Origin of the sequence: Confluentibacter sediminis, assembly GCF_003258355.1 — a bacterium.
GTDB classification, from domain to species: Bacteria; Bacteroidota; Bacteroidia; order Flavobacteriales; family Flavobacteriaceae; genus Confluentibacter; species Confluentibacter sediminis.
Map to the genome: position 1 here is coordinate 43,390 of NZ_QKPO01000011.1, position 15,430 is coordinate 58,819.

General features: G+C 34.2%; 12 protein-coding genes. 9 read left to right on the plus strand and 3 right to left on the minus strand.

Annotated features, from left to right (window positions below; all coding sequences use genetic code 11):
• Positions 1-8: 8 nt before the first annotated feature.
• Positions 9-1,004, minus strand: coding sequence for a tRNA dihydrouridine synthase DusB (gene dusB, locus DKT72_RS10410; RefSeq protein ID WP_111308682.1), 996 nt, complete (start codon positions 1,002-1,004; stop codon positions 9-11).
• A gap of 79 nt (positions 1,005-1,083) precedes the next feature.
• On the opposite strand from dusB, the gene DKT72_RS10415 reads away from it, so the two are divergent.
• The 5 genes from DKT72_RS10415 to lepA all read left to right on the plus strand — a co-directional run bounded on the left by DKT72_RS10415 (position 1,084) and on the right by lepA (position 5,517).
• Positions 1,084-1,827 (plus strand): prolipoprotein diacylglyceryl transferase, encoded by a 744-nt coding sequence (locus DKT72_RS10415; RefSeq protein ID WP_111308838.1) that lies wholly within the window; start codon positions 1,084-1,086, stop codon positions 1,825-1,827.
• The gene (locus DKT72_RS10420; RefSeq protein ID WP_111308837.1) at positions 1,817-3,211 is read left to right on the plus strand and encodes a radical SAM protein; all 1,395 of its coding nucleotides are present in this window, start codon (positions 1,817-1,819) and stop codon (positions 3,209-3,211) included. Before DKT72_RS10415 ends, DKT72_RS10420 begins: the two co-directional genes overlap by 11 nt.
• The gene (locus DKT72_RS10425; RefSeq protein WP_111308683.1) at positions 3,208-3,417 is read left to right on the plus strand and encodes a hypothetical protein; all 210 of its coding nucleotides are present in this window, start codon (positions 3,208-3,210) and stop codon (positions 3,415-3,417) included. Before DKT72_RS10420 ends, DKT72_RS10425 begins: the two co-directional genes overlap by 4 nt.
• Positions 3,418-3,427: 10 nt before the next feature.
• Positions 3,428-3,622, plus strand: a complete 195-nt coding sequence (locus tag DKT72_RS10430; protein WP_111308684.1) for a hypothetical protein — start codon at positions 3,428-3,430, stop codon at positions 3,620-3,622.
• 98 nt (positions 3,623-3,720) lie between these two features.
• Entirely contained in the window at positions 3,721-5,517 is a 1,797-nt protein-coding gene (gene lepA, locus DKT72_RS10435) for a translation elongation factor 4 (protein WP_111308685.1), read from the plus strand.
• A gap of 207 nt (positions 5,518-5,724) precedes the next feature.
• On the opposite strand, the gene DKT72_RS10440 is transcribed toward lepA, so the two are convergent.
• Positions 5,725-6,012 carry a hypothetical protein gene (locus DKT72_RS10440; protein ID WP_111308686.1) on the minus strand — a complete coding sequence of 96 codons (288 nt, stop codon included), beginning with the start codon at positions 6,010-6,012 and terminating at the stop codon, positions 5,725-5,727.
• 295 nt (positions 6,013-6,307) lie between these two features.
• Here DKT72_RS10440 and DKT72_RS10445 point away from each other — a divergent pair, with 295 nt between their 5' ends.
• The 4 genes from DKT72_RS10445 to DKT72_RS10460 all read left to right on the plus strand — a co-directional run bounded on the left by DKT72_RS10445 (position 6,308) and on the right by DKT72_RS10460 (position 13,442).
• Positions 6,308-7,714, plus strand: coding sequence for a glycogen synthase (locus DKT72_RS10445; protein WP_111308687.1), 1,407 nt, complete (start codon positions 6,308-6,310; stop codon positions 7,712-7,714).
• A gap of 6 nt (positions 7,715-7,720) precedes the next feature.
• Positions 7,721-8,986, plus strand: coding sequence for a glucose-1-phosphate adenylyltransferase (locus DKT72_RS10450; RefSeq protein WP_111308688.1), 1,266 nt, complete (start codon positions 7,721-7,723; stop codon positions 8,984-8,986).
• A 3-nt stretch (positions 8,987-8,989) separates the two neighbouring features.
• Complete coding sequence (glgB, locus tag DKT72_RS10455) at positions 8,990-10,900, plus strand: 1,4-alpha-glucan branching protein GlgB (RefSeq protein WP_111308689.1); 1,911 nt, start codon at positions 8,990-8,992, stop codon at positions 10,898-10,900.
• Positions 10,901-11,036: 136 nt separating this feature from the next.
• Positions 11,037-13,442, plus strand: a complete 2,406-nt coding sequence (locus DKT72_RS10460) for a glycoside hydrolase family 31 protein (protein WP_111308690.1) — start codon at positions 11,037-11,039, stop codon at positions 13,440-13,442.
• A gap of 48 nt (positions 13,443-13,490) precedes the next feature.
• Here the strand turns inward: DKT72_RS10460 and DKT72_RS10465 are convergent, their stop codons facing one another.
• Entirely contained in the window at positions 13,491-15,314 is a 1,824-nt protein-coding gene (locus DKT72_RS10465; protein WP_111308691.1) for a cation:proton antiporter, read from the minus strand.
• Positions 15,315-15,430 lie beyond the last annotated feature (116 nt).

Consider the following 15,430-nt stretch of genomic DNA (forward strand, 5'->3'; position numbering starts at 1 on the left):
TTAGATATTTACTCTGTAAACTGAAAATCTGAAAACTGCTCTAAAACTTCATCAAATGCGTCAAATACATCTTGGGATTGGTCGCTAGTTACCATTTTGGTTCTTAATTCCTTGAAGTGAGGAATGTTTTTAAAGTAGTTTGTATAATGCCGACGGGTTTCAAAAACACCTAATGTTTCTCCTTTCCAATCGATCGCCATTTGCAAATGCCTACGAGCGGCTTCAACACGTTCTTCAATAGAAATAGGCACTAAATGTTCTCCCGTTTTAAAAAAGTGCTTTACTTGTTTAAAAAACCATGGATTGCCTATACTGGCACGACCTATCATGGCACCATCAAGTCCATAACTATCACGCATTTCCATAGCTTTTTCGGGGGAATCTACATCGCCATTTCCAAATACAGGAATGTGCATTCTGGGGTTATTCTTTACCTCAGCAATCGGCCTCCAATCGGCATTACCTTTGTACATTTGTGCTCTGGTACGTCCATGAATGGCAATGGCTTTGCAGCCTACATCTTGCAAGCGTTCGGCAACCTCAACTATCCTAATGGAATCATGATCCCAACCCAAACGTGTTTTTACGGTAATAGGAATATTGGTCCGTTTTACCATTTCAGCAGTCAATTGCTCCATTAAGCAGACATCTTTTAAAATCCCAGCACCAGCGCCTTTACTCACCACTTTTTTAACCGGACAACCAAAATTAATATCTATGATATCTGGGTTCGATTTTTCAACAATATCAATGGTTTGAAGCATGCTTTCCAAATTGGCCCCAAATATTTGAATTCCAACTGGGCGTTCCCTTTCATAAATATCTAGCTTCATAACGCTTTTGGCAGCATTACGAATTAAACCTTCACTAGAAACAAACTCTGTATAAACGACATCGGCACCTTGCTCTTTGCACAAGGCGCGAAATGGCGGATCGCTCACATCTTCCATAGGTGCTAAAAGCAACGGAAAATCAGGAAGTTCTATGTTATGTATTTTTACCAAGCAATTAATTTTAGGGCAAAATTACATCTTTTTAACTAAATGTGTATCTTCATCATATCAAACTCTAATCTATGGCTTTTTGAATATTCCATTTGAAACTACTGTTTTTGGTTATTCGGTTAATATTCACTTGGTGTTGGAATATTTAGCTTTTTTTATTGGTTATAGATATTATCTCTATTTAAGAAAAGGAAAAATAGATACTATTTCATCTTTAAACAGATTGTCCATTATTTTAGGTGCCGCTTTAGGAGCATTAATTGGTTCTAGATTGGTTGGGTTTTTAGAAAACCCAATTGTAAACATTTTCAAAGGAAATATTATTCAATTACTAAACACCAAAACCATAATGGGTGGTTTATTTGGTGGACTACTTGGGGTTGAGATTTCAAAGAAAATTATTGGTGAAACCCAATCTTCAGGTGATTTGTTTGTCTTCCCTATTATCTTAGGCATTTTTATTGGTAGAATTGGTTGTTTTCTTTCGGGTATAAATGAATTTACTTATGGCAAGGAAACAACTTCCTTTTTTGGCATGGATCTGGGCGATGGTGTTTTAAGACATCCTACAGCATTGTATGAGTTGTTTTTTTTAATTATATTGTTTTTTACATTCAAATACATTCAAAAAAATGCTTCGTTAAATCATGGTGAACTTTTTAAATGGTTCATGTTATCCTATTTCACATTCAGGTTTTTCATTGAATTCTTGAAGCCTAATGTGTTTTATGTATTTGGCTTAAGCAGTATTCAATTATTATGTGTTATTTGTTGGCTATATTATTATAAATTTATCTTTCAAAAACTTAAAAATGCCGGTTAGAAAATATACTTATTACGATTTTACTTTAAGCCTATGCCCAGAATGCTTAAAGCGTGTGGATGCTAAAATAGTGTTTGAAGACGGCAAGGTTTATATGCTTAAACGCTGCAACGAACATGGACATAGTAAAGTGTTAATTGCAGACGATATTGAATATTACAAAAATATTCGCAACTACAATAAACCAAGCGAAACGCCTTACACCTTTAATACCCAAACGCATTATGGCTGCCCGTACGATTGCGGTTTGTGCCCAGACCACGAGCAACATTCTTGTTTAAGTATTGTAGAAGTTACCGATAGATGCAACTTAACCTGTCCCACTTGTTATGCGGGTTCATCGCCAACTTATGGCAGACATCGAACCCTCGATGAAATTAAAAAAATGCTGGACACTATTGTTAAAAATGAAAAAGAGCCTGATGTGGTTCAAATTTCTGGTGGCGAACCCACCATACATCCACAGTTTTTTGAAATTTTAGATTATGCAAAAACACTTCCTATAAGGCATTTAATGCTGAATACCAACGGTATTAAAATTGCCAAAGATGCCGCTTTTGCGGAAAAGCTTAAAACCTACGCTCCAGACTTTGAAATTTATTTACAATTTGACTCGTTTGAAGATCGTGTGTTACGAGAGCTTCGTGGTGCTGATTTAAGCGATATTCGAATGAAAGCCCTTGAGCATCTTAATGCCTTAAATCTTTCAACAACCTTAGTCGTCACACTCCAAAAAGGTTTGAATGATCATGAAATTGGTAAAATTATAGATTTTGCATTAAAGCAAAAATGTGTGCGAGGTGTGACGTTTCAACCGACACAAATTGCTGGACGATTAGAACATTTTAATCCGGAAACCGATAGAATGACGCTTACAGAAGTCCGTAGAAAAATACTGGAGCAAACTCAGATTTTTAATCCAGATGATTTACTGCCCGTTCCTTGCAATCCAGATGCCTTGGTGATGGGTTATGCTTTAAAATTAGGTGGTGAGGTATTTCCTTTAACTAGATATATCAATCCAAATGATTTATTGGATAATAGTAAAAACACTATTGTCTATGAGCAAGATGAGATGCTGCATGGCAAAATGATAGAACTTTTTAGTACAGGAAACTCTGTTGAAGTTGCCGAAGAAAATCTAAAATCCATCATGTGTTGTTTACCAAATATTGATGCACCTAATTTGGGTTACGACAATTTATTCAGAATTATTATCATGCAATTCATTGATGCTTATAATTTTGATGTGCGCGCCATTAAAAAATCGTGTGTCCATATTGTAGATAAAGATTATAAAATCATCCCTTTTGAAACTATGAATTTGTTTTATAGGGATGACAAAAAAGCTAGATTAAAAGAACTTAGAAACGAAGTTATATGAATACTTTATTAATTGAGGTAAATGATTTGGGGTGGCTTATCTTGTTAATGCTTTTTCTAGCCTTTGGAGTCCCTCTTATTTTAATAATAACTGGAATTGCATTAAGAAATAAAAATAAAAGCACTTCTAAAAAGCTATTCATCGCTGCCGTTGTATATGTTTTAATAGGATTAGGTGTTTGTGGTGTCTTATTAACTAATATTTAAAAAATTAGAAATGATATTTTTAGAAGGAAATTATGATGGTATTATCTATTTGATATTAGCCATTATGCTAGGACCGGCAATTTTATTGGCAATCATTGGATTTTTACTTTTGAAAAATAATAAAAAAGCAGCTAAAGTTTTTTTTATTTTAGCTGTTGCCTATGCAATAATAAGTTTTGGAATATGTGGAAGCATGATGATGTAATTAATAATATTTACCTTCCATTCCAATAAATTAAAATCACTATAAACCTCATTTAAAACTTCTATATTTGCAAATTAAATCTAGGTATAGATTACTTTATGAAGAACATTAGAAATTTTTGCATCATTGCACATATAGATCACGGAAAAAGTACGCTTGCAGACCGTTTATTGGATTTTACCGGCTCTGTAACAGAAAGAGAAAAGCAAAACCAATTGCTTGACAATATGGATTTGGAGCGCGAACGTGGTATTACCATCAAATCGCACGCCATTCAAATGGACTATACTTATAAAGGTGAACAATATATTTTAAACCTTATCGACACACCTGGCCATGTGGATTTCTCTTATGAAGTATCCCGCTCTATTGCCGCTTGTGAAGGTGCTTTGTTGATTGTGGATGCTGCACAAAGTATTCAGGCACAAACTATTTCTAATTTATATTTAGCTTTAGAAAATGATTTGGAAATTATTCCTATTCTTAATAAAGTAGATTTACCTAGTGCCAACCCTGAAGAAGTAACCGATGATATTGTAGATTTATTAGGCTGTAAACCCGAAGATGTGATTCACGCCAGTGGGAAAACGGGTTTTGGAGTCGATAATATTTTAGCAGCCATTATAGAACGTATTCCCGCCCCAAAAGGCGACCCGAATGCACCGCTTCAAGCGCTGATTTTCGATTCTGTTTATAACACCTTTAGAGGCATTGAAACCTATTTTAGGGTATTTCATGGTGAAATTAAAAAAGGCCAAAAAATTAAATTTGTTGCTACAGATAATGAATATTATGCCGACGAAGTTGGTACCTTAAAACTAACCCAAGTCGCTAAACAAAGTGTTAAAACAGGCGATGTTGGGTATTTAATTACAGGTATTAAAACGGCAAAAGAAGTAAAAGTTGGTGATACCATTACCGATTTTGACAACCCTACAAAAAATATTGTTGAAGGTTTTGAAGATGTAAAGCCCATGGTTTTTGCGGGTATTTATCCCGTTGACACCGAGGATTATGAAGAATTACGCAGTTCTATGGAAAAACTGCAACTAAACGATGCATCGTTGGTATTTATTCCAGAAAGTTCTGCGGCTTTAGGCTTTGGTTTCCGTTGTGGATTCTTAGGCATGCTACATATGGAAATCATCCAAGAACGTTTAGAACGTGAGTTTGACATGACGGTAATTACAACCGTTCCCAACGTATCTTATAACGCTTACACTAATAAAAATCCTGATAAACCTTTTATTGTAAATAACCCTTCCGATTTACCTGATCCTTCTACTGTAAATCGTGTTGAGGAACCCTATATTAAAGCAACCATCATCACTAAATCTGATTTTGTAGGTAACGTTATGTCGCTTTGCATTGAAAAAAGAGGCATTGTTGCGGGTCAAACCTATTTAACACCAGAGCGGGTTGAATTAACCTTTGAAATGCCTTTAGCAGAAATTGTTTTTGATTTTTATGATAGATTAAAAACCGTTTCCAAAGGCTATGCATCTTTTGATTATCACCCAATTGGAATGAAGGTTTCTAAGTTAGTGCGATTGGATATTTTACTCAATGCACAACCAGTTGATGCGCTTTCTGCATTGATTCATGCTGATAATGCCCAAAATATTGGTAAAAAAATGTGTGAGAAACTAAAAGAATTAATTCCCCGCCAACAATTCGACATTCCTATTCAAGCGGCGGTGGGAGCCAAAATTATCTCTAGAGAAACCATAAAAGCCTTGCGTAAAGATGTTACGGCAAAATGTTATGGTGGTGATATTTCGCGTAAACGTAAACTTCTTGAAAAACAGAAAAAAGGTAAAAAACGTATGAGACAAGTAGGAAATGTGGAAATTCCCCAACAAGCATTTATGGCTGTTTTAAAATTGAATGATTAAAAAATAATGAAGCGGCATGATACTTATAATCCATGCCGCTTTTTGAAATCTCCCTCATCATTAGTTGATAAGCAATATATTTGAGAGTCTTATACTCCCGATTATTAATAGCGGTTAAATATAAATGGTCCACAGTTATAACATCAAAGGTTTTTCCTCAAAATAAGTAAGGCAATCGCGTAATTATGTTGTTAAAATATTGAATAGTTAAATAAAACCTTTTTCCTCTGCAATTCTAATAAGATCCCGATCCTCTTTATCGGATAAATTAAAAATTTCTTTCAGCACACGTTTTCTTTTTTCTAATGCAGAAATAGATGAAGGTATAATATGGGGTAACTGACTCATTTTTGTGCCTTTGGACAACTCGTATAGTAATTTTCTATCAATAGTATCTATTAAAAAATCATTTGCGGTGAGCTTACGCATTAATTCAATGACCGATTTACTATAATAAGGCTTGTCTTCAATTATGGATTCAATAGCTAAAACCAATTCTTTAGGATTTAAATCGTTTTTTATTAAAAAGCCTTCTGGATTTAATCTTTTAAAAATGGCATTGATACTTTAATAGTATCAAATCTTCACTAGATAATATTATAAGTCTTGAATGAAAAAATATTTAAACATCGAAATGATTAAGATTTCTTAATGCTTTTCACTTTTAATGTGATATTATTATTGAAAATTTTGATTAAACTTAATTCTACAATATTTTCTTTAAAAATAAAGTTTAGCTTAAAAAATGTATAATAATTTTGTATGTTTATAAACTAACCTAAAGCTACAAATGAAGATTATTCACGTAAGCGCAGAATGCTACCCCATAGCAAAAGTTGGAGGTCTTGCTGATGTTGTTGGCGCATTACCAAAATATCAAAACAGTTCTAAAGTGTCCTCACAAGTTATCATGCCTTTTTATGATAATACATTCACCAAAGAAAATCTGTTTTCTGCCATTTATGAAGCAACCTTAAATTTAGGCGACACGTCTCATGTGTTCAGAATTTTAACTCTAAAAGAAAAAACACTGGATTTTGATGTTTTTTTTGTAGATGTTCCCGAACTACTTTATAAAGAGTATGTATATTCACATAATGATACCGAACGGTTTTTGGCATTTCAAATTGCCACTTTAGATTGGATGTTATCTTGGGAAACAGTTCCAGATATTATCCATTGCCACGATCACCATACGGGGCTTATTCCTTTTATGCTCCAAGAAAGCTATAAATATGAGGTATTTAGAAAAATACCAAATATTTTAACGATACATAATGCACAATATCAAGGTTGGTTTTCCCATATAAAAGTTGGGCTAATCCCTCCGTTTAATTTTGACCATGTTGGCTTATTAGATTGGGGAAGTGAAATTAACCCATTGGCAGCAGCTATAAAATGTGCCTGGAAAGTAACCACTGTGTCTCCAAGCTATATGAATGAATTAAAAATGGCGGCCAATGGTTTAGAAAGTTTATTAAGTAGTGAAAGTGCAAAATGTGTCGGTATCTTAAATGGAATTGATTGGAATGTATGGAATCCTGAAACCGACACCTATATTATTGAAAACTATAATATTAAAACGGTAGCATCTGGGGCTTCCGCTAATAAAAAATACTTGTGTGATACCTTTAACTTAGATTTTGAAAAACCGCTATTTGCATTTATTGGAAGGCTGGTTGAAGAAAAAGGCTCTGATTTGTTTCCCGAGACATTCAAACTAGCACTTGAAAAAAACAATGCCACCATATTATTATTAGGCTCTGGAAATAAGTTTGTAGAAAACCAATTAGACGCCCTAAAAAATGATTATATTGGAACCTATAATGCCTTTATTGGATATGATGAAAAGCTGTCGCATATTATCTATGCTGGTGCCGATTTTTTACTAATGCCATCTCGTGTTGAACCCTGTGGTTTAAACCAAATGTATGCTTTAAGATATGGAACCATTCCTATTGTGAGAAGCATTGGTGGTTTAAAAGATACGGTGATAGATATTTCAGAAACAAACGGATTTGGTATCTGTCATGAAGATGTTTCCGTTTCAGAAATAATCCATGCTATAGATCGGGCAATTGCACTATATAAAGAACCATCTAAATATAAAAAAATAAGAACCAAAATCATGGAAATAGACCATTCTTGGGATGTTTCAGCAAAAGAATATATAAATTTATACAACTCCATAAACTAATTAGATATGATAAACAATAAGGTTTTAGCCATCATATTAGGCGGCGGTCAAGGTTCCAGACTTCACCCATTAACACAGGAAAGATCTAAACCAGCGGTTCCTATCGCTGGAAAATATAGATTGGTAGATATTCCTATATCTAACTGTATTAATGCTGATATTAAACGTATGTTTGTTTTAACACAGTTTAACTCGGCTTCTTTAAACCGCCATATAAAGGATACGTATCATTTTAGTTTTTTTAGTAGTGCTTTTGTTGATGTACTTGCTGCAGAACAAACCCCTGGAAATAAAGGTTGGTTTCAAGGAACAGCTGATGCAGTAAGACAAAGTATGCATCATTTCTTAAGACATGATTTTGAATATGCTTTAATCCTTTCTGGTGATCAATTATACCAAATGGACTATGATAAAATGATTGAAGCTCATGAGAAAAGTCAGGCTAAAATCTCAATTGCAACGATACCTGTTAATGCAAAAGACGCAACTTCTTTTGGTATATTAAAATCCAATGATGAAAGTGTAATAACTTCTTTTATTGAAAAACCAGACGCTAGCTTATTACCCGATTGGACTTCAGAAGTTAGTGATGAGATGAAACGCGAAGGTCGTAATTATCTAGCTTCTATGGGTATTTATATATTTAATAGAGACCTTTTGATTGAGTTAATGAACGATACGTCGACAATTGATTTTGGTAAAGAAATTATACCTCAATCTATTCAAAAACATAAAACATTAAGTTACCAATACGAGGGCTATTGGACAGACATTGGTAATATTGATTCCTTTTTTGAAGCTAATCTTGGCCTAACAGATAGTATTCCAAAGTTCGACTTATACGACAAAAACAGGCGCATTTACACGCATGCTAGAATGTTACCAACTACCAAAATGGCAGGCACAAGATTAGATAGGACCGTAATAGCTGAAGGATGCATCATTAGTGCTGCAAAAATAGAACAATCTGTAATAGGCATTAGATCTAGAATAGGCGTTGATTCTACAGTCATAAGAACCTATATGATGGGTAGCGATTATTATGAAACATTACTTGAAATACAAGAAAAACAAATAAAAATATTAATGGGGATTGGGGAAAGATGTTTTATTAAAAATGCTATTCTCGATAAGAACTGCCGTATTGGTGATGATGTAACTATTAATGGCGGCCCTCATTTAGAAAACACAGAAACAGACAACTATGTGGTTAGAGATGGCATTGTAGTCATTAAAAACGGAGCAACGATACCTAACGGATTTGTAATTTAATATATGGCACAAGTAAAAGTTTATAGTCTATTTACAGACTTCGACATTAACCTTTTTAAAGCAGGTAAACACTATAGGCTTTTTGAGAAATTTGGTTCGCATATTGTCACAGTTGATGGTATTGAAGGTACTTATTTTGCTGTTTGGGCACCTAGTGCTAAACACGTTTCCGTGATTGGTGACTTTAACTTTTGGACAGAAGGTGAACACCAATTAAATGTACGTTGGGATGCTAGTGGTATATGGGAGGGTTTTATCCCTCTTGTGGGAAAAGGCAATTTATATAAGTATAAAATTGAAAGTCACAATAACGGTATAAAAACAGAAAAGGCCGACCCTTACGCCAGACGTTGCGAGCATCCACCTAAAACAGCATCGATTATTTGGGAAGACTCTTATAAATGGAAGGATACCGATTGGATGAAAAAACGTAAAAAACACAATGCGTTAAATGCTCCTTACTCGGTTTATGAAGTCCATTTAGGCTCCTGGAAAAAACAAGTAGAAGAAGATCGCTTTTTATCTTATTTTGAGTTAGCCGACGATTTGGTAAACTATGTAAAAGACATGAATTTTACACACGTAGAGCTCATGCCCATTATGGAATTTCCCTACGACCCCTCATGGGGTTACCAAGTAACGGGCTATTTTGCACCATCCTCACGCTTTGGTTATCCAGAAGAATTTAAATATTTGGTAGACAAGCTACATCAAAACGATATTGGTATTATTTTAGATTGGGTACCTTCTCATTTTCCTGAAGATGCGCATGGGTTAGGTTTCTTTGATGGATCTTGCTTATATGAGCATCCCGATAAAAGAAAGGGCTATCATCAAGATTGGAAAAGTTTAATTTTTAATTATGGTAGAAACGAGGTAAAATCATTTTTAATCAGTAACGCTATTTTTTGGTTAGAACAATACCATACAGATGCTTTACGTGTAGATGCCGTTGCTTCTATGTTGTTTTTAGACTATTCTCGTGAAGAAGGCGAATGGGAGCCAAATATTTTTGGAGGAAGGGAAAATTTAGAAGCTATCGCATTTCTTAAAGAACTAAATGAAGAAGTTTATAAATCGTTCCCCGATGTGCAAACCATTGCCGAAGAATCCACAGCTTTTACAGGCGTTTCAAAACCTGTATTTTTAGGTGGCTTAGGTTTCGGCATGAAATGGATGATGGGTTGGATGCACGATACCCTTGATTATTTTTCAAAAGACCCGATTTACAGGCAATACCACCAAAACGATATCACTTTTAGTTTAGCCTACGCCTTTACAGAAAATTTTATGCTTCCGCTATCTCATGACGAGGTGGTATATGGCAAAAACTCTATTTTAGGACGAATGCCTGGCGACGAATGGCAACGTTTCGCAAATCTTAGACTGCTTTTTGGGTACATGTTCACACATCCAGGAACCAAACTGGTATTTATGGGAACAGAATTCGGACAATATAACGAATGGGATTTTCAAGGCAGTTTAGACTGGAATTTATTGGATTTTATTCCACATAAACAATTTCAAAATTATTATAAAGCCTTAAACGCTTTTTACAAATCGCATCCTGGCTTATTTGAAAAACAATTCAGCCATGATGGTTTTGAATGGATTAGTTATGATGACCACCAAAATTGTGTTATAAGCTACATACGAAAAGGAAATAATCCAGAAAATGATATTGTAGTGTCGTGCAACTTAACGCCTACCGTTCATGAAAATTATAGACTAGGTCTTCCTAAAAAAGGCAAACTGGAAGAAATATTTAATAGCGATGCCGCTGAGTTTGGAGGCAGTGGTATTTCAAATAAAAAGAGAATTACAATAAAAAAAGAGCCATGGAATGGCAAAAATTACTCAGCACCAATAACATTACCTCCGTTGGGCTTTGTTGCTTTCGTTATAAAAGCTTAAAACATTTGAGATTTATATAATTATACTGCTGATAATTTATGCAAGACACAAATTATCAGCGGTATTTTTAATAAATATTGACAACAAAAGCCTATTAAATTTATTAATTTCGATAATTAATTAATATATTTTATATATGATATTAAACACTGAATTAGAATATAAAGGGAACCTATTTCCTACCAAAATAACATCTTACATAAAAAATCGAGACACCTTAACTTTTACTTCAGAAAACGGTGTGGCATTGCAAGTTACAATCGTTAGAGATAGTGTATTAAGATTCCGTTTTACAACAACATCTGTTTTTGAAAAAGATTTCTCATATGCCATAACCAAATATGCCAGCAGAGGCTATAATTTTCTTGAAGTCACAGAAGATGACGCTTTTTATATTATTACAACCTCTAAACTCATCTGTAACATTTCAAAAACAGATTTAAGGAGTTTTATTTATGACGCTAAAGATAAAACCCTTTTATGTGAAGACGAATTAGGGTTTCATTGGGAAGAAAGCTACCACTTTGGTGGTAACATCGTTAAAATGTCTAAAACAGCTCAAGAAGGTGAAAGTTATTATGGTTTGGGTGATAAACCTACCGACAACAACCTGAAAGGCAAACGTTTTGAAAACTGGGTAACAGATTCGTATGCGTTTGGTAAATATACAGACCCTATATACAAAGCCATCCCTTTTTATACCGCGTTACATCATGACAAATCCTATGGGATTTTTTTTGATAACAGCTTTAAATCACAATTCGATTTTTGTCAAGAAAGAAGGAACATTACCAGTTTTTGGGCTCATGGTGGCGAAATGAATTATTATTTCATTTATGGCCCATCCATGTCCGATGTGGTAGCAAATTATACCGATTTAACTGGTAAGCCCCATGAAATGCCAGCCCTTTGGACATTAGGATATCACCAATGCAAATGGAGTTATTATCCAGAATCTAAAGTAAAAGAAATCACCAATACGTTTAGGGAATTACAAATTCCTTGTGATGCCATATATCTGGACATTGATTATATGGAAGGCTTTAGATGTTTTACTTGGAGTAAAGAATATTTTCCCGACCCAAAAAGAATGGTTAAAGAGTTGGCGGACCAAGGTTTTAAAACCATTGTTATTATTGATCCTGGCATTAAAATAGACAAAGATTACTCCATTTTTAAAGAAGGTTTAGAAAAAGATTATTTCTGCAAACGTGCCGATGGGCCTTATATGAAAGGTAAAGTTTGGCCAGGAGAATGTTATTTTCCAGATTTTACAAATCCCGAAGTACGCGAATGGTGGTCTGATTTGTTTAAAGAACTTGTTGAAGATATTGGCGTAAAAGGTGTTTGGAACGACATGAACGAACCTGCCGTTATGGACGTGCCCGGAAAATCATTTCCAGATGATGTGAGACATGATTATGAAGGCAACCATTGTAGCCATAGAAAAGCGCACAACATTTATGGGATGCAAATGGCTCGTGCTACCTATCAAGGCCTTAAAAAATTCTCTTATCCTAAACGCCCTTTTGTAATAACTAGATCGGCTTATTCTGGGACACAACGTTATACCTCGACATGGACAGGCGATAATGTCGCTTCATGGGAACATCTTACAATTGCTAACGTGCAAGCACAACGGATGTGTATGTCTGGTTTTTCATTTGTTGGTTCAGACATCGGTGGTTTTGCAGAACAACCCAATGGGGAATTATACGCTCGTTGGATACAGCTAGGGATTTTCCATCCGTTTTGTAGAACACACTCTTCTGGAGATCATGGAGACCAAGAGCCTTGGGCATTTGGTAAAAACATCACAGATATTGTTAGGAAATTTATTGAATTAAGATATCAATTATTACCTTATTTATATACGTCTTTTTGGAGATATGTTAGTGAAGGCGTACCCATTTTAAAGTCCTTAGTGTTGTTTGACCAAGAAGATAGACATACACATCATAGAAATGACGAGTTCATTTTTGGTGAAAAAATACTTGCTTGCCCCGTTAATGCTCCAAATTCTAGAGGAAGACGTATGTATTTCCCTAGAGGAAATTGGTATAATATGTGGACCGATGAATTAGTTGAAGGCGGGCAAGAACTCTGGGTGGATGCCGATTTAGATAGCATGCCCATCTTTATTAAAGAGGGTTCTATGATACCTAAATATCCGGTGCAGCAATATGTTGGCGAAAAAGTTATTGACGAATTAAAATTTGATGTGTATTATAAACCAGGTAAGGAATCTTCGCAACTATTTGAAGATGCCCATGATGGTTATGATTATATTAAAGGTAGATATAGTTTAAGAGATTTTAATTTAATTGGAAAAGAAAAAGAACTTATTATTCAACAATATAAATCAGGAAAATTTGATGCCCCTTATCAAACATTTAAATTAGAACTCCATGGTTTGCCTTTTAAAATTTCCAAGGTTCAAATGGATAAAGAAGGGTTTTTATGTGAAAACATTATAATTGATGGAGAAACCTCTATTATCGTTGATAAAAACTTTAGAGAAATTATTATAACAGGCTATTAGACCTTATTAAAAAAATATTAAAAAGGCATCCAAAGAATGGATGCTTTTTTATGACATACGCTTACCTAAATACACAAGCTTATAGCCTTTTTCAATATTTTCCATAGCTTTATTGTTAGATGATATAATTTCCAGTACACCTTTTTTGTCTTTAACAAGTAAAGGAATAATATCATCATCTTTTTGGGTTATTGCTATCAATTCATCAAAATGAGCTTTGCTGTTAATTTCAATCTCGTGTATCTTTGGATATTTACGAGAGACTTCAGATAGTTTAATAAAATCATCGTTAACAGAAAACAAGCCTTCTTTAGGACTGTTTTCTGGATTTGTCATTTCATCTATAGTAACTAGTCTGAAAGCACCGTTTTCTCCAAATTGTTCCTTAAATTTTTCAATCGCATATTTATTTATATCTGAACTTGCTGTCAATGCCATTAAAAACCCAACATCGTTAAGTTCTATATTATCGTCCAATGTTTCCGAATAAATATCGACATTAATAGCTTCAAGCCCTAATTCGCGGGCTAATTTTATATTGTTTTGATTGCTATCAATGAGCACCACATGCCTGCCATTATTCTCAAGATAATGACCAATTAAACGAGATATTTGAGAAGCTCCAATAATTAATATCCCTTCAGATCTTTTAAGAAATACGCCTATTAATTTAGCAAAAGGCCTTGCTGTAGTGGCATTTAATAAAACCGTTCCTAAAACAATCATAAATACCAAAGGTGTAATATATTGAGCATCTACAATACCTTTTTTAGCAAGAGTTAAACCAAATAAAGAGGCAATACCAGCCGCCACGATTCCTCTAGGGCCTACCCAACTAATAAATAGTTTTTCATTAAACTTTAAGGTAGACCCATAAGTGCTTAGAAACACTCCTAATGGGCGTATTATAAAAACAACCAATGCAAATAGTATAACGGCATTCCAATTATATATTAATAATAAATCTTCAATATTAATATTGGCCGCAAGCAAAATGAATAAAATAGAAATTAATAGGACGCTTAAGGACTCTTTAAAATACAGCAGCTCTTTTAAATAAGGAGATTTAGAGTTCCCTAACACCATTCCCATAACAACTACGGCCAATAAACCAGATTCATGGGCAAATACATCCGACAAAACGAAAACACCTAAAACAGAAGCTAAAGCAAATACGTTTAATAAATAATGAGGCACCCATTTTTTGTTTATTAAAAAATTGAGGGTGTGGGCAAAAGTAAAGCCAAATGTTGAACCAAATAAAACAATTTTTCCGAATTCTATTAACGCCATTTTTGTAAAAGCACCTCCTGCTTCCACACTAATAAATTCAAAAACCAATACTGCAACCAAAGCACCTATGGGGTCAATTAATATGCCTTCCCATTTTAATACTGCCGAGACATCTTTTTTTAGAGGTATATTTCTTAAAATAGGTGTAATGACTGTTGGGCCGGTTACTATTATTAAAGCCGAAAATAAATAAGATATCTCCCAGCTTAAATAAAATACATAATGAGCTGAAATGGCCGCACCAAAAAACGTGACTAAAGACCCTATGGTGATTAATTTACTAATAATAGGTCCTACGTTTTTAATTTCACCTATACGTAATGTTAATCCGCCTTCAAATAAAATAATACTAATAGCAAGCGATACAAAATAAAATAAACTTTCCCCTGGAAAAAGACCTTCTTTTCCGTTCCAGATAGGTTGAATCCATTTTGAGCCATCTTCTGTAATAAACTCAGAAGCAACAGGGCCTACTAACAACCCTATAAGAATTAAAGGTAAAATGGCCGGTATTTTAAATTTCCATGCTACCCACTGCGCCAATATTCCTATAATAACAATTCCTGCTAACTCTACCATATAATATATTAATTCTTAAAAAAGACTAATTTAAGCAAAAGAGGCGATTTATCGTTTTTTAAATAATATCTTTTATATTTAAGTTGAAAAAGTAGCAATCCCTTAATATTAAAAAA

Excerpts from the sequence above, each read along its gene's own strand:
- DKT72_RS10430 (WP_111308684.1), top strand. The coding sequence starts at position 3,428 with ATGATATTTTTAGAAGGAAATTATGATGGTATTATCTATTTGATATTA.
- DKT72_RS10460 (WP_111308690.1), top strand. The coding sequence starts at position 11,037 with ATGATATTAAACACTGAATTAGAATATAAAGGGAACCTATTTCCTACC.
- DKT72_RS10420 (WP_111308837.1), top strand. The coding sequence starts at position 1,817 with ATGCCGGTTAGAAAATATACTTATTACGATTTTACTTTAAGCCTATGC.
- DKT72_RS10445 (WP_111308687.1), top strand. The coding sequence starts at position 6,308 with ATGAAGATTATTCACGTAAGCGCAGAATGCTACCCCATAGCAAAAGTT.
- lepA (WP_111308685.1), top strand. The coding sequence starts at position 3,721 with ATGAAGAACATTAGAAATTTTTGCATCATTGCACATATAGATCACGGA.
- DKT72_RS10425 (WP_111308683.1), top strand. The coding sequence starts at position 3,208 with ATGAATACTTTATTAATTGAGGTAAATGATTTGGGGTGGCTTATCTTG.
- DKT72_RS10450 (WP_111308688.1), top strand. The coding sequence starts at position 7,721 with ATGATAAACAATAAGGTTTTAGCCATCATATTAGGCGGCGGTCAAGGT.
- glgB (WP_111308689.1), top strand. The coding sequence starts at position 8,990 with ATGGCACAAGTAAAAGTTTATAGTCTATTTACAGACTTCGACATTAAC.
- DKT72_RS10465 (WP_111308691.1), bottom strand. The coding sequence starts at position 15,314 with ATGGTAGAGTTAGCAGGAATTGTTATTATAGGAATATTGGCGCAGTGG.